Source organism: Streptosporangium sp. NPDC049046, assembly GCF_040649155.1.
Taxonomy (GTDB): Bacteria; Actinomycetota; Actinomycetes; order Streptosporangiales; family Streptosporangiaceae; genus Streptosporangium.
This window is the reverse complement of sequence record NZ_JBEZEZ010000001.1, coordinates 533,724-557,452: the sequence shown is the minus strand read 5'-3', so window position 1 is coordinate 557,452 and position 23,729 is coordinate 533,724. Positions and strand designations below refer to the sequence as shown.

Sequence of the window (23,729 nt, the reverse complement as noted above, 5' to 3'; positions counted from 1 at the left end):
CGCGCAAGGCGGCAGGAATGGGGTCAGAGTTGATGACATTCCGTCAGCAATCGCCGACGTTCGGTTTCCCGAAGGGTGTCGTGACGTGCGGGGTTACCGGCTCCCCGCACCGGTCGGTAGGCTCGCCGCGAGCAGATGCGAGGAATACGGGGATATGACGATGGGGATGCACGCGGGGCAGGGTGAGCCGCCCGTACCGCAAGGGCCTCTAGGAGGGCCTGACGACCCTCCTGACGCGCCGTGGTCCTCGCCCGGCTCCTATGACGCCTTCACCCCGCCGGGGCGTTCTGGCGCCCCGTCCGGACGTCACGCCCGCGGCCCCGGCGAACCGGACGCCGGCCCCTCCGGCGCCTCGGACGGCTCAGACGGTCACACCGCCTTCGGCGCTCCAGGTCGCGGCGATCGGGGCCTCGGCGGCCCGGGTCCCCTTCCCGGTTCCGATCACAGTTCCGATCACAGTTCCGATCACGGTTCCGGCTTCGACGCCTTCGGCGGTTACGGCCGCGTCGGTCCTGACCGCGACGCCTTCGGCGGTCCTGGCCGGGGCGGCTCCGACGTCGACGCTCTCGGTGATCCCCGCCGAAGTGGTCCCGGCGGCGACGTCTTCGGTGGTTCCGGCAGCCCTGGCTTCGACGCTTTCGGTGGGCCCGGTCGGGTTGGTCCTGACGGCGAGGCTTTCGGTGGTTCCGGTGGTTCCGGCTTCGACGCTCTCGGTGATCCTCGCCGAAGTGGTCCCGGCGGCGACGTCTTCGGTGGTCCTGGCGGCTCTAATTTCGATGCTTTTGGTGCTAAAGGTTCTAGTTTCGACGCTTTTGGTGCCGGCGGGGTGAGGCCCGATGGTCCCGGTTTCGGCGACCCGGGTCCCGGCGGTGCGAGTTTCGGCGATCAAGGACCGGGCGGTCTCGGCTTCGAGAGGACGGTTCCCCTGGGGCAGGGCCCCGGCGATCCGGCGGACCCGATCGTGAAGGAGCCGGGCGGCCCGGTTCCCCAGGGGCCGGGCGGCCCCGGTTCCGACCTCCCGCCTCCCGCCGGAGGAAAGGAACTCCCCGCTCGGGGACCCGTGAGCCCGGGACCCGGCGGGCCGATCCCGGGCGCACCGGGGACCGGTGAGAAGCGGGCCGGAGAACCGCCGGACGGGGCGCCCAGGGCGAGCCGCGCCACGACCGCGATCCTGGTGACCACCCTCGTCGTCGTCGTGCTGATCACCGGCGTGCTCGGCACCATCGCGGTGCTCATGACCCGCAACCCCGACATGCCGCTCGGTGGCACACCACCCAGGCGGCTGGCGAACCCCATTCACTTCGCCCCGGTGACCGAGGTGAGGCCCGGAGCCTGCACGGTTGCCGAGACCTATCCCGACGACCTCGGGCAGAACTGCTACTCGCTCGGCGCGGGGATCACCGTGAACGCGGTGAGGAAGATCGAGACGATCCAGGAGAAGAGCGGCGCCTACTCGGTCAGGATCGCGTTCGCGCCCGCCTTCCGCGAGCAGATCAACGACCTGACCGCGGAGGCGGTGAACGCGGACGACCCGGTCAGGCAGCAGATCGCGATCGTCGTGGGACAGAAGGTGGTGGCGGCCCCCAAGGTCGCCCAGACGATCACCGACGACAGCCTGAGCATCGCGGGCTCCTTCACCAAGGAGCAGGCGGACGCGATGGTCGTCAAGCTGCTCGGCTCGGGCGACGTCGTCCCGCAGCCGTCGGACGTCCCGCGGCCGGACGGATCGGTCTTCACCCCGCCCGCCGACCCGGGCGCGACCCCTCCGGCGAACCAGCCCCTGACCCCTCAGGGAAACCAGAACCAGCCCGTGACCCCCACCGACAACCAGCCGGTGACCCCTCCGGCGAACACCGGCGGGGACCCGGCCGCCACGAACCCCTCGGGAACCTCTGGAACCTCGGGGACCGGCCAGAACCGCCCGGCGAACACCACGGGAGCCACCTCGGGGAACACGTCCGCCGAGGGACTCGACCGCAAGTTCGCCACCTGCAAGGCCGCGAGGGAGAACGGGTACGGCCCCTACACCCGGGGTGTCCACGAGGAGTACCAGTGGTACATCGACGGGGACAACGACGGCGTCGCCTGCGAGCTGGGCGACGCCGGCTGAGGCCGGTCGGCGCGGCCCTCCCCGCGACGGTCATCCCTCCAGGGCGATGTCGTGGGGCCGGATGGGCACCCGGGGCAGCCGCAGGCCGGTGGCGGCCCGTACGGCGGCGGCCACCGCGGGAGTGGACGAGAGCGTGGGCGGCTCGCCCGCGCCGCGCAGCCCGTAAGGGGCGTTCGGGTCGGGATTCTCCATGATCGACAGCCGCATGGGCGGCATGTCGAGGATGGTGGGGATCAGGTAGTCGGTGAACGAGGGATTGAGCACCAGCCCGTCGCGGACCTGGATCTCCTCCATGAGCGCCAGCCCCAGCCCCTGGGCCGAGCCGCCGTGGATCTGTCCCTCCAGCGCGAGCGGGTTCATGATCTTTCCCACGTCCTGCACGGCGGCCAGCTCGACCACCTTGACCAGGCCGAGCTCCACGTCCACGTCCACCACGGCCCGGTGGACGCACAGGGCGAGCTGGGTGTGCGAGTCGCCCTGGCCGGTGAGCGGGTCCAGGGGGAAGGTGGGCCGGTGCCGGTACTGTCTCGTCTCCTCCACCGCGCCGGCCCGCTCCAGCGCCTCCACCAGGGACGTCCCGTCGCTCGTCAGCTTCGCGAGCCGTTCCCTCACCGCCTCGCAGGCCGCCCTGACCGCGCCTCCGGTGACGTAGGACTGGCGCGAGGCGGACGAGGATCCGGCGGAACCGACCGAGGTGTCCGCCCCCGCGACCGTCACCGCGTCGATCCCCAGCTCGGTCCTCGCGATCTGCTCCTGGACCATCAGCAGGCCCTGCCCCACCTCGGCCGCCGCCGTGTGCACCAGGACGTGCGGCTCGCCACCGATCAGCTCCACCCGCACCCTCGCGGTCGAGTAGTCGTCGAAGCCCTCGGAGAAGCAGATGTTCTTGATGCCCACGCCGTACCCGACACCGCGCCGCACCCCCTCGCCGCGCGTGGTCTGCGAGACGCCGCCCGGCAGGCTCCGCAGATCCGGTGAGTCCGTGACCTCCGGCGCGGCGGGCAGCGGCATCGCGTCGAGTTCCCTGAGCATCTCGGCGAGCGGCGCGGGGGAGTCGATCACCTGCCCGGTGGCCAGCACCGACCCCTGGGAGACCGCGTTGCGCACCCTCACCTCGACCGGGGAGATCCCGCACGTCTCGGCGAGCCGGTCCATCTGCGACTCGTACGCGTAGCACGCCTGCACCGCGCCGAAGCCGCGCATCGCGCCGCAGGGCGGGTTGTTGGTGTAGACGCCGTAGGCGTCGATCCAGACGTTGTCCACCTCGTACGGCCCCACCCCCAGGGAGGCCGCGTTGCCCACCACCGCGGGAGAGGTGGAACAGTAGGCGCCGCCGTCCAGCAGGATCTCCGCCCGCACGTACAGCAGCCTGCCGTCGTGGGTGGCGCCGTGCTCGTAGCGCATCCGGGCGGGGTGGCGGTGGACGTGGCCGTAGAAGGACTCCTCGCGGTTGTAGACGATCTTCACGGGGCGGCCGGTGCGCAGGGCCAGCATGCACGCGTGGACCTGCATGGACAGGTCCTCGCGCGCGCCGAACGCCCCGCCCACCCCGGCCAGGGAGAGCCGCACCTTCTCCTCGGGCAGCCCCAGGCACGGCGCGATCTGCTCCCGGTCGGAGTGCAGCCACTGCGTGGCGATGTACAGGTCCACCCCGCCGTCCTCGGCGGGTACGGCCAGGCCGGACTCGGGGCCGAGGAACGCCTGGTCCTGCATGCCGACCTCGTACTCGCCGGTGACGACCACCGGGGCCTCGAAGGTGGAGCCGACCCGGATCGGCTGGTGGCGCAGCACGTTGCCGCTCTCGTGGACCGGGGGGCAGGAGGCGTCGAAGGCGGCCCGGCGCGGGTCGGTGACGGCCTCGCGGACCTCGTACTCCACCACGACGGCCTCGGCCGCCCGCCTGGCGCGCTCGGGATGGTCGGCGGCGACCAGCGCGACCGGCTCACCCTGGTAGCGGACCTGGTCGACGGCGAGCACCGGCTGGTCCCTGTGCTCCAGTCCGTAGAACTTCGCGCCGGGAACGTCCTCGTGGGTGAGCACCGCGTACACACCGGGCATTGCGAGCGCGGGGCCGATGTCGATCGAACGGATCCACGCCGACGGATGCGGGCTGCGCAGGGTGACCCCCCAGATCATGTCCGCCAGGTACAGGTCGGAGGAGTAGGCGAACTCGCCCGTCACCTTCAGCGTCCCGTCGGGGCGCAGGACGCTCTCGCCGACGCCGCGATGCTGCCGCGTTTCGATGCCACTCATGTCAGCAGTACATCAGCCGGGTGCGGGGGAGGACATGGCAGGCACGACGGAACGCGGGGGGCGACCGTTGGCGACTCTTGCGGTTGTGTCCGGCCGTCGTGTGCCGCCGCGCCGGCTTTTCCGCTGTTTTCCGAGCTTCAGAAAACCATGATCCCGTTCGGAGGTGTGACGGGCTTCCCTCCGGAGGCCAGTGAGATCGCCTCTTCGATCGAGACCTGCTCCTCCACCTCCTCGTTTCCCGCCTCCCTGGCCATCGCGAGGGAACGCGCGAGGTAGGTCGAGGCGTGTTCCGCGTCGCCGAGGAGCCGGTAGGAGCGGGCCAGGCCGAGCAGCAGGTACGGTTCGGCGATGCTCAGCTGCTCGGCGCGCGCGCAGTCGAGGGCCTTCTCGAAGGAGGCCTTGGCCGACACGGCGTCTCCTATGGCGAGATGGGTGTCGCCGAGCTTGTTGTGCACGGACGTTTCCTGGTACCGGTTGCCCTCTCTGCGGCACATGGTCAGGGCCTCGTTCAGCGCCTCCAGCGCCTGCTCGAACCGGCGCAGGCCGCTGTAGCCCGCCCCGAGCATGGTGAGCGCGTAGGCCTCGCCCGACCTGTACCCGATCGCGTTCGCGATCTCCCGCTGTTTCCCGGCGCAGTCGACGGCCTCCTCGTAGCGGTCGAGTTCGAGGTAGTTCATGGCGAGACTGCCCAGAGCCTTCTGCTCGCCGTGCGCATCGGAGGACCGGCGGGACAGGTCCAGCTGACGCCGGAAGTGATGCACGGCCTCCGCCGGGCGGTTGTTCATGTTCAGCGCGAAACCGGCGAAGCTGTGCGCGTGCGACTCGATGCTGTGGTCGCCCAGCCGTCGGCCGATCGCGAGAGCCAGCGGGCTGATCGCGAGGAGCCGGTCGCGAAGGCCGGCGTGCTGGAGGTGCCAGAACAGCGCGAAGACCAGGGCGACGCCGAGCCGGGCGATGCGCTCCTGGGGGGCGGACATCGCCTGGAAGGCGGCGGACAGGAGGTTGGCCTGCTCTCGGTCCAGCCAGCCGCGGGCCTCCTCGTACGAGGTCAGTGAGAGGGGAGCGGCACTGAGATCGACGTCCACCGAGACCGGGTGGGGATATCGGCCCAGCTTCATGGCCAGGCGGGCGGTTCCGACGTACGAGCCCAGTGCCCGCTCCAGCATGGCCTCGTGTTCGGCTTCGGTCTCCTCCTGCGTGGCTCGTTCTTTGGCGAACAGTCGAACCAGGTCGTGCAACCGGTATCTTCCTGGCTCGTCCATGTCGGACAGGTGCGCGTCGACGAGCCGTTCCATGGCGTGCTCCGCCGTGTTCACGGAGACATCCAGCAGGGCACCGACGGTGTGCGCGGTGACGTCGACCGTCTGTAGTACGCCGAGTGCGCGTAGTGCGCGGGCGGCCGTCCGGTCGAGGAGGTGGTCGCTGTCGGCGAGCATGTCGAAGCTGACAGCCAGGCTGGTTCTTACCGCGAGATCGCCCGCCGCCAGTTCTCGTAGCCGGCGGTGCTCGTCGTTCAGCCGGTCCACCAGATCGGTCACCTTCCATCGTGGCCGGTTCGCCAGCCGGGCTCCGGCGATGCCGACGGCCAGTGGCATGCCCGCGCAGAGATCGATCAGGCGCTTCGTGGCCTGGGTGTCCTGCGCGACTCGTTCGGCGCCGATCAGTTTCGCGAGCATCGCCGAGGACTCGGTTCGGCGCATCCCGGAGATCGGTACGCGGGCGCAGTCGTCGAGCAGGGTGAAGCTCTCCCGGCTGGTCGTCAGGATCGCGTTGCCCCTCGCCACCGACAGCAACGGGCGGATCTGGGGCAGGTCGGCGGCGTCGTCGAGCACGATGATCATCTGGCGCCCGTCGAGCTCGCCGCGCCAGCGTGCCGCGGCCTCCTCGACATCGGTGGGGATGGTGTGCTGAGGCATGCCGAGGTCGTGCAGGAACCTGGTGATCACCTCGATCGGTTCGAGCCGTTTCATGCCCGGTGTGGCCCCGCGCAGGTTCACATACAGCTGCCCGTCGGGAAAACGGTCGCGGGCCAGGTGCGCGGCCCGGATGGCCAGAGTGGACTTACCGGATCCCGGCGCTCCGGTGATCGCGACGACATGGTGCGGCGGGCCACCGTCCCAGGGGGAAAGCAGCTCTCTCAGCCGCACGAGTTCTTCCGCGCGCCCGACGAAATCGACGGGGTCACGGGGGAGCTGCTGAGCCGTCTTCCTCCCCGTCGCCGCACGGTTCCGGGAAAGCCGAGTGCGCGTCGCCTGTGTGGTGAGAGAGGTCGTCGGCAAGGGGAGGTCGGACAGAGGGGCGGCGCGCAGGATCATTTCATGGCACCTACGGAGGTTCTCGTGCGGCTCGATGCCGAACTCCTCGGCGAGCAGGCGCCTGGTCTCCTGGTAGACCCTCAACGACTCGGTCTGCCGACCGCAGTGGTAGAGGGCGATCATGTGCAGTTCTCGGAGTCGCTCGCGCAACGGGTGCTCCGAGACCAGGGGGGCGAGCCGGGCGACGGCGTCCTGCGGATATCCGAGCAGGAGCAGGAGCTCCGCGTGCAGTTCCAGTGCGACCAGGTGCAGTTCCCCCAGCCTATGCCGCTCGAACTCGGCGAACGGGCCGGGAATGCCGCTCAAACATGGCCCCCGCCACAGTTCCAGCGCGTCCTTCAGGAACTGCAGAGCCGACTTGTAGGAGCCTTCGATGTATGATTTCTGGGCCTGGTCGAGACGTTCTTTGAAAACTGCGGTGTCGACCTGCCCGGGCTTGAGTTGCAGGGCGTATCCACCCGAGACGGAGAGCAGCAGCCTCGAAGGACTTCCTGAGTCGCGATCCGGCTCCAACATTCGCCGCAGCTTGGACACGTAAGTGTAAACGCTCTGCTCCGCGGTCTTCGGTGGATCCGCTCCCCATACGCCGTCGATTAGCTGCTCCTTGGTGACCACCCGTCCGGTGTTGGCGGCCAAGGCGCAGAGAATCGCCTGCTGCCTGGGCTCTCCCAATTCAAGATCATCTGAGAGTCTACGGACGATCACCGAGCCCAGCATGCCGATATGGAAATCCCCCGGTCGGAGGGCGTCGTTCGTCCTCGCGATTTTGTTGGTCTTGTCCATCTGGATCTCCGCATGTGGTCAAGCGTGGCTCAGCAAATTCGCAGAGATCGATCCTAGTCGATGGTTTTGTGTCGAAGTGAAGATCGGGTCGTCTTCGGCCGGATGTCGGGAGGATGTGGACGGAAATGATTTCGATCACTTCTCGGATGTGTCCGATTACTTTTTGTGTTCGAAGCTGGATGTCCGGCGGCCGGTCAATGGATTAAGCCGGATGGTTGTCTCCGGATGCTCTCCGGGGTTGCCCTTGGGAGTGATGTCAGGAATTCGGAAAAGTTTAAAGCCGGACGGTCCTCGCCATGCCGTCAGGTTTTTCGAATTTTCGGACGAGCCTCCTGGGAGGTTGGCTCGACCGGCGTGGAGCGGATGACGCAACACGGAGAAGTCGAACGGAAAAAGGTGAAACACCGGAAGCGGTCGACATGCTCTTGTCGCGTACGCGCTTCCGCTTCCGCTCGCCGACCGGACCGGGCCATCGCTGCCGTGGTCGGCCTCGGCGCGAAGGCCGTGGCGTACGCCAGGCGTCACCGGGCGCACCTCCTTGCCGGGAGACCCGGGAAACGGAACCTAGACGATGCCCGCTTTGGCGATGCGGATCCCCGCCTGGAGTCTGCTGTGCGCCCCGATCCGCTCCATCACGTTGGCCATGTGGCGGCGCACGGTGCGGGAGGTGAGTCCGAGCCGACGGCCGATCACCTCGTCCGTCATGCCCTTCGCGGCCATTCGCAGGACGGTCTTCTCCTGCTCCGTGAGTGAGAACGGTGCCTGCCATTCCCGGGGTTGCCGCTCGGCGCGCGACCAAACGTGCTCGAACAGGTCTCCCAGCAACGAGACCAGTACGGGGGCTCGCACCAAGGCAATCCGGGACGCGTGGCCCGTCAAGGCGATGCGGTCGTCGATCACCATGAATCTCTTGGAGATCAGCGGGTCGACCCTCAGTTCCACGGACGCGGGGAAACCGGCTGTTTCGTACGGCGAATCGACCACGATCCTCGTTCGCACTCCCGGCGGGATGGTGTCGGAATCAAAAATCCGGAGAAACGTAGTATTTTTTTCTGGTTCAGGAAGAAACATGCCTATTGACCGCTTCGCGGATGAGCAGAGGATTTCGGCATCTTGTCGGACCCGGGATCGCTCTCCTCCGGAGGGAGCGGCCGGTAAGGAGTGGGTCATGTGCCCCTCGCGAACCGTGACAGGCCGAACGCGTCCGCGTTTCCCTCCCGAGGGTCCCACCGCAGGGCCGTGCCGCGACGGAATCCCGAGGTGTTCCACATCGGGGAAGGGGCGAAGAGCCTCCCCTGTGGGGGGCGGTCGTCATCGTCGCGGGCACGTGAGGGGGAGTCGCCCATCGATGTTCCTCCGTCTCGTCGTCCGGGCCGGCGGTGGCAGGGGACGCTTGGAAAAGGCCTTCTCTGGCCGGGCGCGGAGAAAGGAATCCCCGTCACCGGCCTTCGCCGGATCCTGCTGGAATTCTCGCCGTTTCAGTGTCGCAGGTGACCCTAGAGATCATCTAGAGACGCTCGAGAGCGCGTGCCGCGTGTGCCGGGATGGGGGCCAGGATCAGGGGAAGCCGAGGTGGGGGCGTAAGCCGATCGTGCTCGTGGCCTTCCCGCGGCAGTCACGTTTCCTGGCTTTCCCAAAGGGCGTGCGCATTCCCGGTTTTCCGTGAGTCGAAACGGTTGAAGGATTTCTTCGCACCCATCGCGAAGTAGCCGTTCGCTTTCTCGGGATCCGGCTGACCGCTTTAGGACATTGAACTCGATGATGTATTAGTTCAATATGTTTTTCAGGGTAAGGGGTGGTTCCAAACGCGGAGGTGCCGAAGGAGGGCGCCTGACAACGCGGGGTTCGTGAGCCGACCGGCCTGCGGACCGGTCGGCGACGAAAGGCGGACGGAACGATATGTGCCGACGGAAGGCCGGGTGGCCGCACCGGCACTCTCGCCCGGGCCGGATGGCTCGCGAGCCGTGACCTGCGATGAAGTCCACGCATGTAACGCGAGCCAAACATGGGTGTTCCTCCGGCCGGGATCCCCCGTGAAGAACAACGATCTTCGCGGAAGGGTTCGGATCCCGGCTCGGTCTTGATCGGTGGCGCCGATTCCGGTGCGCGGACGCCCCGGTGTTCGGTGATCCCGTCTCGCTGGAGCGTGCATGGCGGACGCCTGCACGTTTACACCGGTGCGAGCGCACCGGCCCCGACCAGACGGAGGCTCGCTGGCTGAAAGCTCTCCACGAGGGCGGGTGGGATTCTTTCTGGTTCTTTGTTCTGGCGGCGGGCTGAGTCGCCGCTCAGTCCGCGTGTCCCCAACCAGAGCTGACCTGGGCGACGTTCGTCTGCGAAGAATACTTCGCAGGGGCAGACGAATCGGCACTCACAGTCGTAGCATTGCCAGAGACGGCAAAAGCGGCCGCAAATAGCATGGCGAGGGCAGACAAGGCAAGACGTCGGCGCACGGGGAGACTCCTGTCGTAGGTTCTGCTGCTCAAATGATATCTTTCAAGGGGTAACGTGACTGGTCAAGACTTGGTTGGGCAGCGCATCAAAACCGTCCGTCGGCAACGTGGTCTTTCGCAGGCACAGCTTGCCCATCCAGAGTTGTCGGATAGTTACGTCTCTCTCATCGAGAGTGGCAAGCGTACTCCGACCCCCGCGGTGCTGGAGCTTCTCGCGGAAAAACTCGACTGCTCCCTGACCTATCTGATCAACGGCGTCACCGCCGAGCAGATGCAGGAGATCGAGCTCGCACTGAGCTACGCGCAGATGGCCCTGGACAACGGCGAGGTCGTCGAAGCCCGTAACCGCTATGCCGAGCTTCTCGCCGACAGCGGCCTGGCCGGCCTGCCCCAGCTGCGGCAGGACGCCGAGTACGGCCTCGCCCTCGCGACCGAGGCATGCGGAGATCTGGACCAGGCGATCGTGCTCTTCAGCGGGCTGCACGAGAGCGACACCACGGTCGTGAGCCCCGAGCGTCACATCGCGGTCGCCGTCGCGCTCTCGCGTTGCTACCGCGAGAAGGGGGACCTCACCCGGGCGATGCAGGTCCCCGAGCAGATCCTCACTGGCGCGGTCAGGCCCGCCTGGACCGACGGCCTCATGAGGTTGGGCGGACAGCTTCTCGCCGCGTACGTCGACCGTGGCGACCTGCTCCGGGCGCGTCAGTTCTCCGCTGAGCTGATCGCTGCGGCCGAGCTTCTCGGCACCCCGCAGGCGCTCACCCTGGCGCACTGGGAAGCCGCGATCGCCGCCGTCGAGGCCGGTTACGGCGACCAGGCGGTCACGCACGTCGAGCGCGCCCTGGCCATCCAGTCCGAGCACGGCGACGCGCGCCGGCTGGCCCGGCTGCGCAGTGACTACGCCCAGGTCCTGCTGATCGTCCGGCCCATGGAAGCGGAGACCTGGCGTAACGCGCTGTTGAAGGCGGAGAAGGAACTCGCGGAAAGTTCCGCCAGCTTGATCGACAAGATGCGCTGCGCGATGAACCTCGTCCGGGTGGAGTTGCTGCTCGCCCGCCCCGACCGGGCAGAGAAGCACATGAACTTCGTCTGCGGCCTGCTCGACGGCATGCCCAAGGCACTGCAGGCGGAGGCACGCCTGCTGCACGGCGAGACCCTCGCGGCGCTGGGCATGCAGGCCGAGGCGTCGCGGGAGCTGTCCGCCGGGGCCGAGTGCCTGGAGCAGGCGCCCGAGACCCGCTTCACCGCCCATGCCTGGCTGACCGCGGCCCGCGTCCTGGAGCGGATCGACGAGCCCGACCGGAGCGTCGACGCCTACAAGCGGGCGATGGCCTGCGTCGGCCTGTAGATCGAGACGGTGAGGGCGACCCGCGCGGTCGCGGATCGGACAGGGGGGTCGAGACCGCGCGGTCTCGTCGGTAGCCTTGTGGTTGCCATGAAGACTTCCCCTGTCGCGGTCGCCCTCGCGCTTCTCGCCGCCCTCGTTCTCGGCACGGCCTTCGCCTCGCCCGCCCTCGCCCACGACCGGCTCAAGAGCAGTGATCCGGCCAAGGGCGCGAAGGTCGAGAGCCTGGAGGAGGTGAAGCTGACGTTCAGTGCCTCGGTGCGCTTCCCGAACGTCGTCGTGCGCTCCGGCGACGAGACGTACCAGGACGGCAAGCCCGTCGCCGACGGCCCCGTGGTGACCCAGAAAGTCAAGGGAGATCTACCTCCCGGCGGATACGTCATCGCCTACCGTGTCGTGTCCTCCGACGGCCACCCGATCGAGGGGGAGATCCCCTTCACCCTGCTCGGTTCCGCGGAGCCGCCGTCGCCGTCCCCGTCGCCGTCCTCGGCGAGCCCGGAACCCGCCGAGAGCACTGTCGCCGAGAGCACACCGGTCGCCACGCTCAGCCCGGCCGCCGCAGGGCGGTCGGAGGAATCCGGCTCCTCGGGAGGCGTCCCCGGCTGGATGTGGATCGTCGTCGGAGGCCTGACCGGCATCGGCATCGGCCTGTTCCTCAGCATGCGCGGCAGGAAGAAGACATGAGCAAAACCGCGCGGGCCGCGCAGGCGGCACAGGCCGAGGCGCCGGCGAACGGCCGGGTCGTGAAGCTCGCTCTGGCGGGCGCGGCGGCGGCCGTCGCCGCCCTGGTGATCGCCATGATCGCGGGAGGTGCCGCAAGCCCGCGCATCATTCCCGGCCTGCCCGACCAGGGTTCCTTCACCCGCTGGGGCCTGCCGCTGGCGAAGCTGACGATGGACGCGGCGGGCGTGCTCACCGTCGGCACGCTCCTGGCCGCCGCGTTCCTGCTTCCCAACGACAAGGGCCTGCTGGGCAAACCCGCCCTCGGTTACGTCAAGGCCGCCTCCTGGATCGCCCTCGTCTGGGCCGGGGCCGCCGCGGCCACGATGGTGTTCAGCCTCTCGGAGGCGCTCGGGCTGCCGGTGGCCGACGTGCTCGGCGGCGACGAGCTCACCAGCTTCGCCAGCCAGGTCTCCCAGGGCATCGCGCTCACCCTGGTCGTGCTGTTCTCGGTCGCGATCGCGCTCTTCGCCCGTGGGGCGATCACCGCCGGCGCGGCCGGCGGCCTGCTGGTCCTCGCCCTGGCCACCATGCTCCCGCCCGCCCTGACCGGCCACTCCGCCTCCTCGCCCAACCACGATCTGGCCACCACCGGCGTCGCAGTCCACCTGGTCGTCCTCGCCCTCTGGGTGGGCGGCCTCGGCGTGCTCTGCGCGCACGCGCTGCGCCGTCAGCCGCACCTGGAGATCGCCGCCGCACGCTTCTCGTCCCTCGCGCTGTGGTGCTTCGTCGGGGTGGGACTGTCCGGCCTGTTCAGCGTCCTGGCCAGGCTCAGCGCGATCTCCGAGCTGTTCACCTCCGCCTACGGCCTGCTGCTGCTCGCCAAGACGGCCGCGTTCGCACTGCTCGGCGCCGTCGGCTGGTGGCACCGCACCCGGACCCTGCCGTTGCTCGCGGCGGGCGGATCCGGCGCGTTCCTCCGCTTCGCCGGAGGCGAGATCGTCGTCATGTTCGCGGCCGTCGGCCTCGCCGTCGCGCTGTCCCGCACCGCACCGCCCCCGGCGATCCTGCCCGTCGACAGGGCCTTCGAGGTGCTCGGCTACACCATGCCGCCGGAGATCTCGCTCGCCAACCTGGCCTCGCTGTGGTGGTTCGACCTGTTCTCCGGCACGATCATCGCCCTGCTCGCCGGTCTCTACCTCGCCGGTGTCGTACGGCTCACCCGGCGCGGTGACGCCTGGTCCAAGGGGCGTACGGCCGCCTGGTTCACCGGTGTGCTGATCCTGCTGATCGCCACCCAGAGCGGTGTCGCCCGCTACGCCAAGGTGCTGTTCAGCGCGCACATGGCCGAGCACATGACGCTCTCGATGCTGGTGCCGATCTTCCTCGTGCTCGGTGCGCCCGTCACCCTCGCCCTGCGCGCGCTCAAGCCCGCCGCCCGCAGGGGCGACCGGGGGCCGCGGGAGTGGCTGACGACGATTCTGCACAGCAGGTTCGTCCGCTTCATCGCCCATCCGGCGATCGCCACCGCGATCTTCATCGTCTCCACCTACGCGCTGTACTTCACACCGCTGTTCGCCGCCGCGATGGAGGAGCACCTCGGTCACATCGTGATGACGGTGCACTTCCTGCTCAGCGGGACCCTGTTCTTCTGGGTGATCATCGGTGTCGATCCGGCCCCCTACCGGCTGCCGCACGTGGCCCGGCTCATCCTGCTGTTCGTGACCATGCCGTTCCACGCGTTCTTCGGCATCGCGCTGATGAGCATGAGCACCGTGCTCGCCTCCGACTGGTACGACCAGCTCGGCCGGACCTGGGGCGCGTCCGCGATCGAGGACCAGCAGACCGGCGGCGCCATCGCCTGGGCGTTCGGCGAGATCCCGACCCTCATCGTGCTTATCGCGCTCGCCTACCAGTGGTGGCGCCACGACGATCGCGGGGCCCGCCGCGCCGACCGCCGTGCCGACGCCGTCGCGGCCAGAGACGGTGGCAGTGGCGATGCCCAGCTCGACGCGTACAATGACTACCTGGCCAAACTCAACAGGCGAGACGGCGCGGAGTAGCCGGACAGCTACGGCCTTCTATCTTCGAGCCCCCTTAAGGACACCTCCCGGTAGCCTGTGTTTTCAGGGGGCTCGTGCTCACCGCAGCGGGTGCGGCGCTTCGTCATCGCGCGCCACGCCCATCCACATATCCGGTCGGGGGGCCGGGGGCTGCAATGTGCATCAGGAAGGTTGAGCAGTGTCCGAGGAAGTGCGCGTACGCGAGGGCCGAAGCCGAAGCCTCGCCCAAGCGCTCGAAGAGCAACTCACCGAGTGGGCCGAGCGCACCGGGATCGCCGTCGAGATCTGGGCGCTGCCCGCCCAGGACGTTCCGCCCAGGGTCGCGAGAGCCGTGCTGGCCGTGCTTGAGGAGGCGCTGGCCAATGCCGAGCGGCACAGCCGGGCCCGCGTCGTCTCCGTCGCCGTCACCTTCGGGCGCGGCGGCCTGCGTATGACGGTGAGTGACAACGGTGTCGGCTTCTTCGGAGAGGCCGCGGGCCGGGGCATCACCGCGATGCGCACCCGTTTCGAGCAGTTAGGCGGCACGCTCGGTGTCAACGGCGTTCCCGGCGAGGGGACCACCGTCACCGGAGTGGTGCCCCGCCAGGACTGACCGGGACACCGAGCGGGCGGATCCCCGATGGAGGCGTCGGCCCAGGGGGTCGCGTCGCTCCGGACCTTCGGCCCCTCGGACTTCAGGGACTCTCCGGCCTGAGACGCCGCCATGGAGCGGGCCGGGACTCAGGGGAGTGTCAGGATCTCGTGGCCGGTCTCGGTCACCAGGATGGTGTGCTCGAACTGGGCGGTCCGCATGCGGTCCTTGGTGACGGCGGTCCAGCCGTCGGGCCAGATCTCGTAGTCGATGGTGCCGAGCGTGAGCATGGGCTCGATCGTGAACGTCATGCCCGGCTCCAGCGTGACCGCGAGTGACGGGTCGTCGTAGTGGGGGACGATCAGGCCCGAGTGGAACGTGGTGCCGATGCCGTGCCCGGTGAAGTCGCGGACCACGCCGTAGCCGAACCGCTTGGCGTAGGCCTCGATCACGCGACCGGCCACGTTGAGCTGACGGCCGGGGGCGATGGCCTTGATGGCCCGGTTGGTGGCCTCGCGGGTGCGCTCGACGAGCAGGCGCGACTCCTCGTCCACGTCGCCGACGAGGAAGGTGGCGTCGGTGTCGCCGTGCACGCCGTCGATGAAGGCGGTGATGTCGACGTTGACGATGTCGCCGTCGCGCAGCACGGTGTCGTCGGGGATGCCGTGGCAGATCACCTCGTTGATCGAGGTGCACAGCGATTTGGGATATCCCCGGTAGCCGAGGGTGCTGGGATAGGCGCCGCGGTCGCAGAGGAACTCGTGACCGATCCGGTCGAGCTCGTCGGTGGTGACGCCGGGCGCCACGTGCCTGCCGACCTCTTCGAGTGCCTGGGCCGCCAGCTTGCCCGCGACCCGCATCCGCTCGATGATCTCGGGGGTCTTGACGTCGGGCTCGCCGGTCTTCGGGGTTTTCTTCCCGACGTACTCCGGCCGCCGGATGTGAGAGGGCACCTTGCGGATAGGGGAGATCCGCCCGGGCTGGAGCAGTGTCGTCATGGTCCCTCAGTCTAGTTGTGCTTCTCACTGGGCAGTATTGCCGCATGAGTGATCAATGGTGGTTCTGCCTGAGGCACATGGCCGTCGAACCCGACGAGGGATGCCCGAACAAGGACAGGATGGGGCCGTACCCGACACGCGAGGAAGCCGGCGCCGCGCTGAAGACCGCGGCCGACAGGAACGAGGAGTGGAAGGAGGGCGACCGCGCCTGGGACGGGGACGACTGAGGCCGCCGGCCGGTGCGGACCGTGGTCGTCGCGGGGCCGTCTCGTGGCCGTCGCGGTGCGCCGAGCCGCGGACCTAGTCGGCGACCCGAGGACCGCTGATCCGCTCCAGTAACCTCGCCAGGCGGTCGCGCAGGCCGGGACGGCGCCCGACCTCGCCCGCGGCCATGCTCACCAGGTGCTGGGCCCCGTCGAAGGAGAACGGCGCCCGCTCGGGAACCGTCAGCGCGTCGTGGGCCAGACCCGCCAGATCCGGGTCGCCGCCGTCCAGGGCGAGGATCGTCGTGCCGGTCCTGCGGGCGTCGCTCACCCGTTCCAGTAGCGCCTCGGGGGCGCGTTCCTCGGTCACCACGAACAGCGTCTCGCCCCGCCCCGCCCGCTCGATCCGCTCCAGACCGACCCGCAGGTGCGCGGGCGCTTCGGGGGCGGGCGCCCAGCGGACCAGTGTCGGGGCGAGCTGGGGCAGTCCGGAGAACCTCGCCTCATCACTCAGGTGCGCGGTCAGGTGCCAGGGCTCCTCCTGGGGTGTACCGACCACCAGCAGCCCGCCGGGGGAGCGCGTCGCGCGAAGGGCGAGGCCCAGCTCGCGGGTCCGCTCGACCCAGCCGGTCGAGGCGAGGATTTCGCGCAGCAGTGTCACCGACCCGGCGTCCATCGCACCATCGTGCCCCACAGACCCCGCGCCGATCCTGGAAACGCGCCCCTGAGAAGATCGGGGCAGGCGATATGGTCGCTGGAGTCCGGTCTTAAGTGGCCGGGGGACGATGAGGAGCGCTGAGTGAGCATTGATATTCCGGACGTGAGCGGGATTTCGATCGGGATCCTGGGCGGAACCGGTGACCAGGGCAAGGGTCTGGCCCGGCGGTTCGCCCTCGCTGGGCACACCGTGCTGATCGGCTCGCGGAGCGCGGAACGGGCTCAGGCGGCGGCGGAGAGCATCGGCGGCTCTGTGCGTGGCTCGGTGCGTGGCGCGGACAACCCGGCCGTGGCGGCGGAGGCCGACGTGGTGATCGTGGCCACTCCCTGGGACGGGCACCGTGCCACGCTGGAGTCCCTTCGCTCCGAACTGGCAGGGAAGATCGTCATCGACTGCGTCAACCCGCTCGGCTTCGACAAGCAGGGGGCGTACATGCTCCCGGTCGAGGAGGGCAGCGCCGCCCAGCAGGCCGCGGCCGTCCTGCCCGACAGCCGCGTGGTCGCCGCCTTCCACCACGTCTCGGCGGTCCTGCTGCTGGACCCCGAGGTCGAGGAGATCACCCTGGACGTGCTCGTGGTGGGTGACGACCGCGAGGCCACCGACACCGTCCAGGCGCTGGCGGGCCGGATCCCCGGGGTGCGCGGTGTGTACGCGGGCCGTCTGCGCAACGCCCACCAGGTCGAGGCGCTGACCGCGAACCTCATCTCGATCAACCGCCGCTACAAGGCTCACGCGGGTCTGCGCATCACCGACATCTGACGGTCGCTCATGGTCGCGGGAGCCGGGGACGGGGCGGGGTGCATAGGCTTCGTCCGGTGGCCGTTTGCCGAAATTCGACCCTCAAACCGGGCCAATCTTGCCTGATTGGATCTGACAAGTAGCTCGTTGGCCGGACATTCTTGACACATGACTGATTCTCGTCCGGAGAGGCGCATGACTGGTTTTCGTCCGGAGACCCGTACCGTCCACCTGCCCCAGCCGTCACTGAACGGCAGCCGTCCCATCGCGGTGCCGCTCTACCAGACCTCCGGGTTCGTCTTCGACGATCCGGCCGTTTTCGCCGACGGGATGGGCCGCCCGGACGGAGCCTTCGTCTACGGGCGGCTGTCGAATCCGACGGTCCGCTCCCTTGAGGAGGCCGTCGCCGGACTGGAGGGCGGCGTCGGCGCCGTGGCCACCGGCTCCGGTATGGGCGCCATCAACTCCGTACTGCTCGGGTTGCTGAAGCCCGGCGACCACCTGATCGCGCAGAAGGCCCTCTACGGCGGCACCGCCGGGATGATCAACGATCTGGTGGGGAGGTTCCAGATCGAGGTCTCCTACGTGCCCGAGGACGACCCGGCGGCGTTGCGCGCGGCCGTGAGGCCCGAGACGAGGCTCGTCTATCTGGAGACCATCGCCAACCCGGTGACCCAGGTCGCCGACCTGCCGGGTATGTGCGCCGCGGCCCGCGAGGCCGGACTGATCTCCGTGGTCGACAACACCTTCGCCTCCCCGATCCTGTGCAGGCCGATAGAGCACGGCGCCGACATCGTGGTGCACTCCACGACGAAGTACCTGAGCGGTCACACCGACGTGCTCGGCGGGATCGCCGTCTTCGCCTCCGACGAGCTGTACCGCAAGGTGTGGGCCTTCAACGTCAAGCTGGGTGCCAGCGCGGACCCGTTCGCCGCCTGGCTCACCCTGCGCGGCATCCAGACACTGCCGCTGCGGATGGAGCGCCACTGCTCCAACGCCCGCGAGCTGGCCACCCGCCTGAACGCCCACCCCGCCGTCTCCGTCGTGCACTGGCCGGGACTGCCCTCCCACCCCTCCTACGAGCTGGCGGCCAAGCTCCTGCCCGACTTCGGGGGAGTCTTCTCCTTCGACCTGGTCGGCGGGCGGGAGGCGGGGGAGCGGTTCATGAGCTCGGTGAAGCTGGCCCTGCTCGCCCCGTCCCTCGGTGGCGTCGAGACGCTCATCCTGCATCCCGCGACCACCTCCCACCACACCCTCGCGGCCGAGGAGCTCGCCAGGCACGGGATCGGAGAGGGTACCGTGCGGGTGGCGGTCGGCATCGAGCACGTCGAGGACCTGTGGGCCGACTTCGAGCAGGCTCTTGCCTGAAACCGAGGGAAACCCGGTCATCGATGACTCCCGCACCGCGGCACGGGGCCGCTTTCTGATCGTTTCCGGGAGGGAGCACGTATGAGGGTGTCCATCGGGGATGTGGAACGGGCCGCCGAGCGCATCGCGGGACATGTCCTGCGCACGCCGGTGGTCGAGGTGTCACCGGGGTTGTTCCTGAAGCTGGAGGGGCTGCAGCATTCGGGGTCGTTCAAGGCGCGGGGAGGCTTCAACCGCGCTCTCGCCCGCGGAGGGATTCCCGAGGCCGGGCTGATCGCGGCGAGCGGGGGCAACCACGGCCTGGCGGTGGCGTACGTGGCACGCGGCCTCGGCGTCCGGGCTGAGGTGTTCGTGCCGACGGTCTCCAGCCCGGTGAAGGTCGCCGGGCTGCGCGCGCTCGGCGCGCGGGTGACCCAGATCGGCGATGTCTACGCCGAGGCGTACGAGGCGTCGGTCAAGCGCGCGGCCGAGACAGGTGCCCTGGACATCCACGCCTACGACCAGGCCGAGGTGGTCGCGGGACAGGGCACGGTGGGCCTGGAGATCCTGGAGCAGACCGGGGGAGTCGACACGGTGATCGTCGCGGTCGGCGGCGGCGGGCTCGTCGCCGGTATCACCGTCGCACTCGGTGGCCGCGCCCGCGTGATCACCGTCGAGCCCGAGCTCATCCCGACCCTGCACCGGGCGCTGGAGGCGGGCGGGCCGGTCGGCGTCGAGGTCTCCGGGGTGGGGGCCGACGCCCTGGGCGCGAGCCGGGCGGGCGAGATCGCCTACGAGATCACGAGCGCGGCGGGGGTGCGGAGCCTCCTCGTCTCCGACGAGGCCATCGTCGAGGCGCGGCGCGAGCTGTGGCGGAGCCACAGGATCGCCGCCGAGCACGCGGGGGCCGCGGCGTACGCGGCCCTGCTGTCCGGCGTCTACACCCCGGCCCCCGGCGAGCGGGTGGCCGTCGTCGTGTGCGGTGCCAACACCGATCCCGCCACGCTCGTCTGATCCCTCGCACGCGGCCGAGTGGACCTCGCGGAGAAGCCGCCTCGGGATGGCCGAGGCGGCTCGGTGACCCCGGTGACACGGTCGCCGAGCCGCGGTCGCCCGAGGGCCGTCAGCGGTAGCTGTGCTCGGCGGTGGGGAAGGCGCCGGTCGACACCTCGTCGGCGAAGCTGCGCACGGCCCTGTCCATCTCGTGGGCGAGGTCGAAGTACTTCTTGACGAACTTGGCGGGGCTCGCGGTCAGGCCCATCAGGTCCTGCCAGACGAGGACCTGCGCGTCGGTGCCGGGTCCGGCGCCGATGCCGATCGTGGGGATCGACAGGGACGCGGTGACCCGCTCGGCCAGGTCCGCGGGCACACATTCCAGGACCACGGAGAACGCGCCGGCGTACTCCAGGTCCTTGGCGTCGGCCATCAGTTCGTCGCCCGACTGGCCGCGGCCCTGTACGCGGTAACCGCCGAGGGCGTTCACCGACTGGGGGGTCAGACCCAGGTGGGCCATCACCGGGATGCCGGCCGAGACCAGGGCCTCGACCTGGGGGAGCACCCGCCGCCCGCCCTCAAGCTTGACGGCGTGGGCTCCCGCCTCCTTCATGAAGCGGGCGGCCGTCTCCAGGGCCTGCTGAGGAGAGGACTGGTAGGAGCCGAACGGCAGGTCGGCCACGACCATCGCCCGGGAGGAGCCGCGGACCACGGCCGCCGTCAGGGGCATGAGATCGTCCACCGAGACGGGCAGCGTCGAGTCGTACCCGTACACGACCATGGCGGCCGAGTCACCGACGAGCAGGACGGGGATGCCGGCCTCGTCGAAGACCCTGGCGGTCATGGCGTCGTACGCGGTGACCATCGGCCATCGCTCGCCGCGCTCCTTGGCGGCGGCGACGTCGCGCACGGTGATCCTTCGTCCAGCCTGGCCGCCGTAGAGGGAGGTCGGCCGGTTGGGGACGGAAGAGGACATGGGACCCTCCAATGAAGTCTCGAGGCGCCCCTGTGGCGTCCCCGGACGGTTCCGATGATTGCACGCGTACGACAGGTGCAACAGCCCCGATCGGTCTGGTAATCCGGAGAGGTATGGGGGGAGTACGACACGTTCGTACGCTTGATCCCGTGACGAATTGTTATTTGTCGTGACAGAGGGTGTGTTCATGGGGTTGTCGGGTGGTGCGCGGCGTACGTGAGGAAGGGTGGGGTGATGTGCGGTGCCCTTCGAGGGCGCGGTAATCCAGTGGCGGAAGCGTCGGGGGTGTGCGGCACAATGCTCGCGGAGGTAAGTAATCACAATGGCTTTAGAACCTTACCGCCGCCTGCTGGCGATTCCGGGCGTGCGGTCGTTGCTGCTGGTCGGGATGGTCGCCCGCATCCCCTCGACCGCGATCGCCATCACGCTCACGATGCACGTCGTCGATCCCAGCGGGCTCGGCCTCGGGTTCGCCGCGGCGGGTCTGGTGACGATGGCGAGCACGGTGGGGATGGCGGTCGGCTCTCCGCTGGCCGGAAGGTTCGTCGACAGTCATGGTCTGCGCCCGGTGCTGGTGGTCACCACACTCGCCCAGCTCGCCTTCTGGTCCACCGCGTGGGCGATGCCGTTCCCCCTGCTGCTCGCGGCCGCGGTGCCCGCGGGCCTGCTCAGCCTCCCGGTGTTCAGCGTGATCAGGCAGTGTCTCGCGGCGCTGGTCCCGGTCGACCAGCGCAGGATGGGCTTCTCCCTCGACTCCATGATCGTTGAAATCTCCTACATGACAGGTCCCGCCCTGGCGGTCGCGGGGGTGACCCTCCTCGGCAGCGTGCCCACCATGGGCATCGTCGCGGCCGGCTTGGTCGTCTCGGGGACGACGCTGATCGTGCTGAACCCGCCCGTCCGCTCGGACGAGGAGCTCCGGAGGCCGCAGGGGAGGATCCCCCGGCGCCGATGGCTTACCCCGGGCATGCTCGGTCTGCTCGGCACGGTCGCCGCGGCGACCTTCGTGCTCGCCGCCACCGAACTCTCCCTGGTCGCGACGATGCAGCGGGGCGGTGACACCGCGTGGATCGGGCTGGCGATCGGCCTGTGGTGCGCCTACTCGCTGATCGGCGGTTTCGTGTACGGCATGCTGCCCCGAGGGGTGTCGCCACTGGTCCTGATCGGTGCCATGGGCGCCCTCACCGTCCCCGTCGGGCTGGTCGGCGGCGACTGGCACTGGCTGGTCCTCGCCCTGCTGCCCGCCGGGGTGCTGTGCGCCCCCGCGCTCTCCTCCACGATCGAGACCGTGAGCCGCTGGGTGCCCGTCGGGGCCCGGGGTGAGGCGATGGGCCTGCACGGCACGGCGCTGCTGATCGGCGGGGGTGCCGCGGCGCCCATCGCGGGCGTGATCATCGACGGTTCCGGCCCCGGCTGGGCCTTCGCCGCCGCCGGGCTGGTCGGTGTGGTGATGGTGCTGGTCGCGCTGCCGTTCTGGCGGCGCACCGCGACCGTGGTCGAGGAGCCTGTCCCGATGGCCGCCTGACCCAGGTCACGACATTTCACGATAAATACGAAACGATACGGTTGCGTATCGTAAAATCTGGCGCTACGGTGGTGTTTCGAAACTCAAGCGTATCGAATACGGGGCCTTTCGTGGAACAACAGCTCGGCCACCCGCGACGGTGGCAGATCCTTGGGGTGCTGGTCTTCAGCCTCCTCGCGGTCGTGATCGACAACACCATCCTCAACGTCGCACTGAAGACGATCGCGGACCCCGTGGCAGGTCTGGGCGCCACCCAGAGCCAGCTGGAATGGGCGATCAACTCCTACACGCTCGTGTTCGCGGGCCTGCTGTTCACCTTCGGGGTGATCGGCGATCGCACCGGACGCAAGCGCATGCTCATGGTCGGCATGGTCCTCTTCGGACTCGCCTCGCTGGCCAGCGCCTACGCTCAGGACCCCATGCAGCTGATCGTCGCCCGCGCGTTCATGGGCGTCGGCGGGGCCGCGATCATGCCGGCCACGCTGGCGATCATCTCCAACGTCTTCCCCCCGAGGGAGCGTGGCAAGGCGATCGGGATCTGGGCCGGCGGGGTGGGCCTGGCCGTGGCGATCGGCCCGATCACCGGTGGCCTGCTCATCGAGCACTTCTGGTGGGGCTCGGTCTTCCTGATCAACCTGCCGATCGTGCTGGTCAGCATGGTGCTCATCAGCCTGGTGGTGCCCGAGTCGCGTGACCCCAAGCCCTCCAGGCTCGACCCGGTCGGCGTGGTCCTCTCCATCGTCGGCCTCGTCGCCGTCACCTACGGCATCATCCGGGGCGGGGAACTGGCCACGATCGCCAGCGCCGAGGTGCTCGCCCCGACGATCCTCGGCATCCTCGTGCTCGCCGCCTTCGTCTGGTACGAGCGTCGCATCGACCACCCGGCCTTCGACGTCGGCTACTTCCGCGACCCGCGCTTCGCCACCGCGGTCGGCATGATCGGCATCGTGTTCTTCGCGATGATGGGCGCGATGTTCTTCCTGGTCTTCTACCTGCAGATCGTGCTGGGTTTCAGCGCGCTGCAGGCGGGCGCCCTGATGATCCCCTTCGCCGCCGCGCAGCTGATCTTCGCCCCGCTGAGCCAGCAGATGGCCGCCCGCTTCGGAGGCAAACTGAGCGCCACCGTCAGCATGGTCGTCGTGGCCGGCGCGCTCGCCTCGTACGCGCTGATGGACGAGAACACCCCGATCGTCCTGCTGGAGATCGTGTTCTTCGTCCAAGGGGCGGCGATGGCGAACATCATGCCCCCGGCGACCACCGCGATCATGGAGGCGCTCCCCAGGGAGAAGGCCGGCGTCGGCTCGGCCATGAGCAACACCGTCCGCCAGGTGGCCGGCGCGCTCGGCGTCGCACTCCTCGGCTCGCTGCTCTCGGCCACCTACCGCGACCAGATCGCCCCGGCCCTGACCGGTCTGCCCGACCAGCTCAAGCACGTCGCGGGCGAGTCTCTGACCGGCACGCTCGGCGTGGCCCAGGGCCTCGGCGCCCAGGGCGCGGCGCTCATCGAACCGGCCAAGCTCGCCTTCATCGAGGGCATGCACATCACCGCCCTCGTCTCCGCGGTCATCGCGCTGCTCGGAGCCCTGGTGGTGCTCAGGTGGCTGCCCGGCAAGTCCTCCGGAGCCGCCGTTCCCGACGAGATCAGCCCTGAGAAGGAACCGGCGGTAGTGTAGAGACG

General features: G+C 69.1%; 18 protein-coding genes. 11 read left to right on the top strand and 7 right to left on the bottom strand.

Annotation, left to right across the window (positions count from 1 at the left end):
• Positions 1-361: 361 nt before the first annotated feature.
• Positions 362-889 carry a hypothetical protein gene (locus AB0B96_RS02345; protein WP_362895798.1) on the bottom strand — a complete coding sequence of 176 codons (528 nt, stop codon included), beginning with the start codon at positions 887-889 and terminating at the stop codon, positions 362-364.
• A gap of 171 nt (positions 890-1,060) precedes the next feature.
• Between AB0B96_RS02345 and AB0B96_RS02340 the strand changes: the two genes are divergently transcribed.
• Entirely contained in the window at positions 1,061-2,110 is a 1,050-nt protein-coding gene (locus tag AB0B96_RS02340; protein ID WP_362895796.1) for an excalibur calcium-binding domain-containing protein, read from the top strand.
• 30 nt (positions 2,111-2,140) lie between these two features.
• On the opposite strand, the gene AB0B96_RS02335 is transcribed toward AB0B96_RS02340, so the two are convergent.
• The 3 genes from AB0B96_RS02335 to AB0B96_RS02325 all read right to left on the bottom strand — a co-directional run bounded on the left by AB0B96_RS02335 (position 2,141) and on the right by AB0B96_RS02325 (position 8,460).
• Positions 2,141-4,363, bottom strand: a complete 2,223-nt coding sequence (locus AB0B96_RS02335) for a molybdopterin cofactor-binding domain-containing protein (protein ID WP_362895794.1) — start codon at positions 4,361-4,363, stop codon at positions 2,141-2,143.
• Positions 4,364-4,500: 137 nt separating this feature from the next.
• Positions 4,501-7,461, bottom strand: a complete 2,961-nt coding sequence (locus tag AB0B96_RS02330; protein WP_362895792.1) for a BTAD domain-containing putative transcriptional regulator — start codon at positions 7,459-7,461, stop codon at positions 4,501-4,503.
• Between the two features lie 564 nt (positions 7,462-8,025).
• Positions 8,026-8,460 carry a helix-turn-helix transcriptional regulator gene (locus AB0B96_RS02325; RefSeq protein ID WP_362895790.1) on the bottom strand — a complete coding sequence of 145 codons (435 nt, stop codon included), beginning with the start codon at positions 8,458-8,460 and terminating at the stop codon, positions 8,026-8,028.
• Between the two features lie 1,509 nt (positions 8,461-9,969).
• On the opposite strand from AB0B96_RS02325, the gene AB0B96_RS02320 reads away from it, so the two are divergent.
• The 4 genes from AB0B96_RS02320 (at position 9,970) to AB0B96_RS02305 (ending at position 14,574) form a co-directional block, all read left to right on the top strand.
• On the top strand, positions 9,970-11,262 hold the full coding sequence (locus AB0B96_RS02320; protein ID WP_362895788.1) for a helix-turn-helix transcriptional regulator: 1,293 nt from the start codon (positions 9,970-9,972) through the stop codon (positions 11,260-11,262).
• An 87-nt stretch (positions 11,263-11,349) separates the two neighbouring features.
• On the top strand, positions 11,350-11,943 hold the full coding sequence (locus AB0B96_RS02315; RefSeq protein WP_362895786.1) for a copper resistance CopC family protein: 594 nt from the start codon (positions 11,350-11,352) through the stop codon (positions 11,941-11,943).
• The gene (locus tag AB0B96_RS02310) at positions 11,940-13,982 is read left to right on the top strand and encodes a cytochrome c oxidase assembly protein (protein ID WP_362895784.1); all 2,043 of its coding nucleotides are present in this window, start codon (positions 11,940-11,942) and stop codon (positions 13,980-13,982) included. The genes AB0B96_RS02315 and AB0B96_RS02310 overlap by 4 nt, the downstream gene beginning before the upstream one ends.
• Positions 13,983-14,160: 178 nt before the next feature.
• The gene (locus AB0B96_RS02305) at positions 14,161-14,574 is read left to right on the top strand and encodes an ATP-binding protein (protein ID WP_362895782.1); all 414 of its coding nucleotides are present in this window, start codon (positions 14,161-14,163) and stop codon (positions 14,572-14,574) included.
• 128 nt (positions 14,575-14,702) lie between these two features.
• On the opposite strand, the gene map is transcribed toward AB0B96_RS02305, so the two are convergent.
• Positions 14,703-15,551 carry a type I methionyl aminopeptidase gene (map, locus tag AB0B96_RS02300; RefSeq protein ID WP_350947405.1) on the bottom strand — a complete coding sequence of 283 codons (849 nt, stop codon included), beginning with the start codon at positions 15,549-15,551 and terminating at the stop codon, positions 14,703-14,705.
• A 44-nt stretch (positions 15,552-15,595) separates the two neighbouring features.
• On the opposite strand from map, the gene AB0B96_RS02295 reads away from it, so the two are divergent.
• A complete protein-coding gene (locus tag AB0B96_RS02295) occupies positions 15,596-15,778 on the top strand; it encodes a hypothetical protein (RefSeq protein ID WP_362895780.1) in 183 nt (60 codons plus the stop codon).
• A gap of 73 nt (positions 15,779-15,851) precedes the next feature.
• On the opposite strand, the gene AB0B96_RS02290 is transcribed toward AB0B96_RS02295, so the two are convergent.
• Complete coding sequence (locus AB0B96_RS02290) at positions 15,852-16,430, bottom strand: hypothetical protein (protein ID WP_362895778.1); 579 nt, start codon at positions 16,428-16,430, stop codon at positions 15,852-15,854.
• A gap of 123 nt (positions 16,431-16,553) precedes the next feature.
• Between AB0B96_RS02290 and npdG the strand changes: the two genes are divergently transcribed.
• The 3 genes from npdG to AB0B96_RS02275 all read left to right on the top strand — a co-directional run bounded on the left by npdG (position 16,554) and on the right by AB0B96_RS02275 (position 19,571).
• Positions 16,554-17,231 (top strand): NADPH-dependent F420 reductase, encoded by a 678-nt coding sequence (npdG, locus tag AB0B96_RS02285; RefSeq protein ID WP_362895776.1) that lies wholly within the window; start codon positions 16,554-16,556, stop codon positions 17,229-17,231.
• A 174-nt stretch (positions 17,232-17,405) separates the two neighbouring features.
• On the top strand, positions 17,406-18,578 hold the full coding sequence (locus AB0B96_RS02280) for an aminotransferase class I/II-fold pyridoxal phosphate-dependent enzyme (RefSeq protein WP_362895774.1): 1,173 nt from the start codon (positions 17,406-17,408) through the stop codon (positions 18,576-18,578).
• Between the two features lie 81 nt (positions 18,579-18,659).
• Entirely contained in the window at positions 18,660-19,571 is a 912-nt protein-coding gene (locus AB0B96_RS02275; RefSeq protein ID WP_350947410.1) for a threonine/serine dehydratase, read from the top strand.
• A 109-nt stretch (positions 19,572-19,680) separates the two neighbouring features.
• Here the strand turns inward: AB0B96_RS02275 and panB are convergent, their stop codons facing one another.
• On the bottom strand, positions 19,681-20,526 hold the full coding sequence (panB, locus tag AB0B96_RS02270) for a 3-methyl-2-oxobutanoate hydroxymethyltransferase (protein WP_350947411.1): 846 nt from the start codon (positions 20,524-20,526) through the stop codon (positions 19,681-19,683).
• A 322-nt stretch (positions 20,527-20,848) separates the two neighbouring features.
• Between panB and AB0B96_RS02265 the strand changes: the two genes are divergently transcribed.
• Together AB0B96_RS02265 and AB0B96_RS02260 are read left to right on the top strand one after the other, a co-directional pair.
• The gene (locus AB0B96_RS02265; protein ID WP_362895771.1) at positions 20,849-22,051 is read left to right on the top strand and encodes an MFS transporter; all 1,203 of its coding nucleotides are present in this window, start codon (positions 20,849-20,851) and stop codon (positions 22,049-22,051) included.
• Between the two features lie 110 nt (positions 22,052-22,161).
• Complete coding sequence (locus tag AB0B96_RS02260) at positions 22,162-23,724, top strand: MFS transporter (RefSeq protein ID WP_350947413.1); 1,563 nt, start codon at positions 22,162-22,164, stop codon at positions 23,722-23,724.
• Positions 23,725-23,729: the final 5 nt, after the last annotated feature.

Excerpts from the sequence above, each read along its gene's own strand:
- AB0B96_RS02315 (WP_362895786.1), top strand. The coding sequence starts at position 11,350 with ATGAAGACTTCCCCTGTCGCGGTCGCCCTCGCGCTTCTCGCCGCCCTC.
- AB0B96_RS02295 (WP_362895780.1), top strand. The coding sequence starts at position 15,596 with ATGAGTGATCAATGGTGGTTCTGCCTGAGGCACATGGCCGTCGAACCC.
- AB0B96_RS02275 (WP_350947410.1), top strand. The coding sequence starts at position 18,660 with ATGAGGGTGTCCATCGGGGATGTGGAACGGGCCGCCGAGCGCATCGCG.
- AB0B96_RS02330 (WP_362895792.1), bottom strand. The coding sequence starts at position 7,461 with ATGGACAAGACCAACAAAATCGCGAGGACGAACGACGCCCTCCGACCG.
- AB0B96_RS02335 (WP_362895794.1), bottom strand. The coding sequence starts at position 4,363 with ATGAGTGGCATCGAAACGCGGCAGCATCGCGGCGTCGGCGAGAGCGTC.
- AB0B96_RS02280 (WP_362895774.1), top strand. The coding sequence starts at position 17,406 with ATGACTGGTTTTCGTCCGGAGACCCGTACCGTCCACCTGCCCCAGCCG.
- panB (WP_350947411.1), bottom strand. The coding sequence starts at position 20,526 with ATGTCCTCTTCCGTCCCCAACCGGCCGACCTCCCTCTACGGCGGCCAG.
- AB0B96_RS02290 (WP_362895778.1), bottom strand. The coding sequence starts at position 16,430 with ATGGACGCCGGGTCGGTGACACTGCTGCGCGAAATCCTCGCCTCGACC.
- map (WP_350947405.1), bottom strand. The coding sequence starts at position 15,551 with ATGACGACACTGCTCCAGCCCGGGCGGATCTCCCCTATCCGCAAGGTG.
- AB0B96_RS02265 (WP_362895771.1), top strand. The coding sequence starts at position 20,849 with ATGGCTTTAGAACCTTACCGCCGCCTGCTGGCGATTCCGGGCGTGCGG.
- AB0B96_RS02310 (WP_362895784.1), top strand. The coding sequence starts at position 11,940 with ATGAGCAAAACCGCGCGGGCCGCGCAGGCGGCACAGGCCGAGGCGCCG.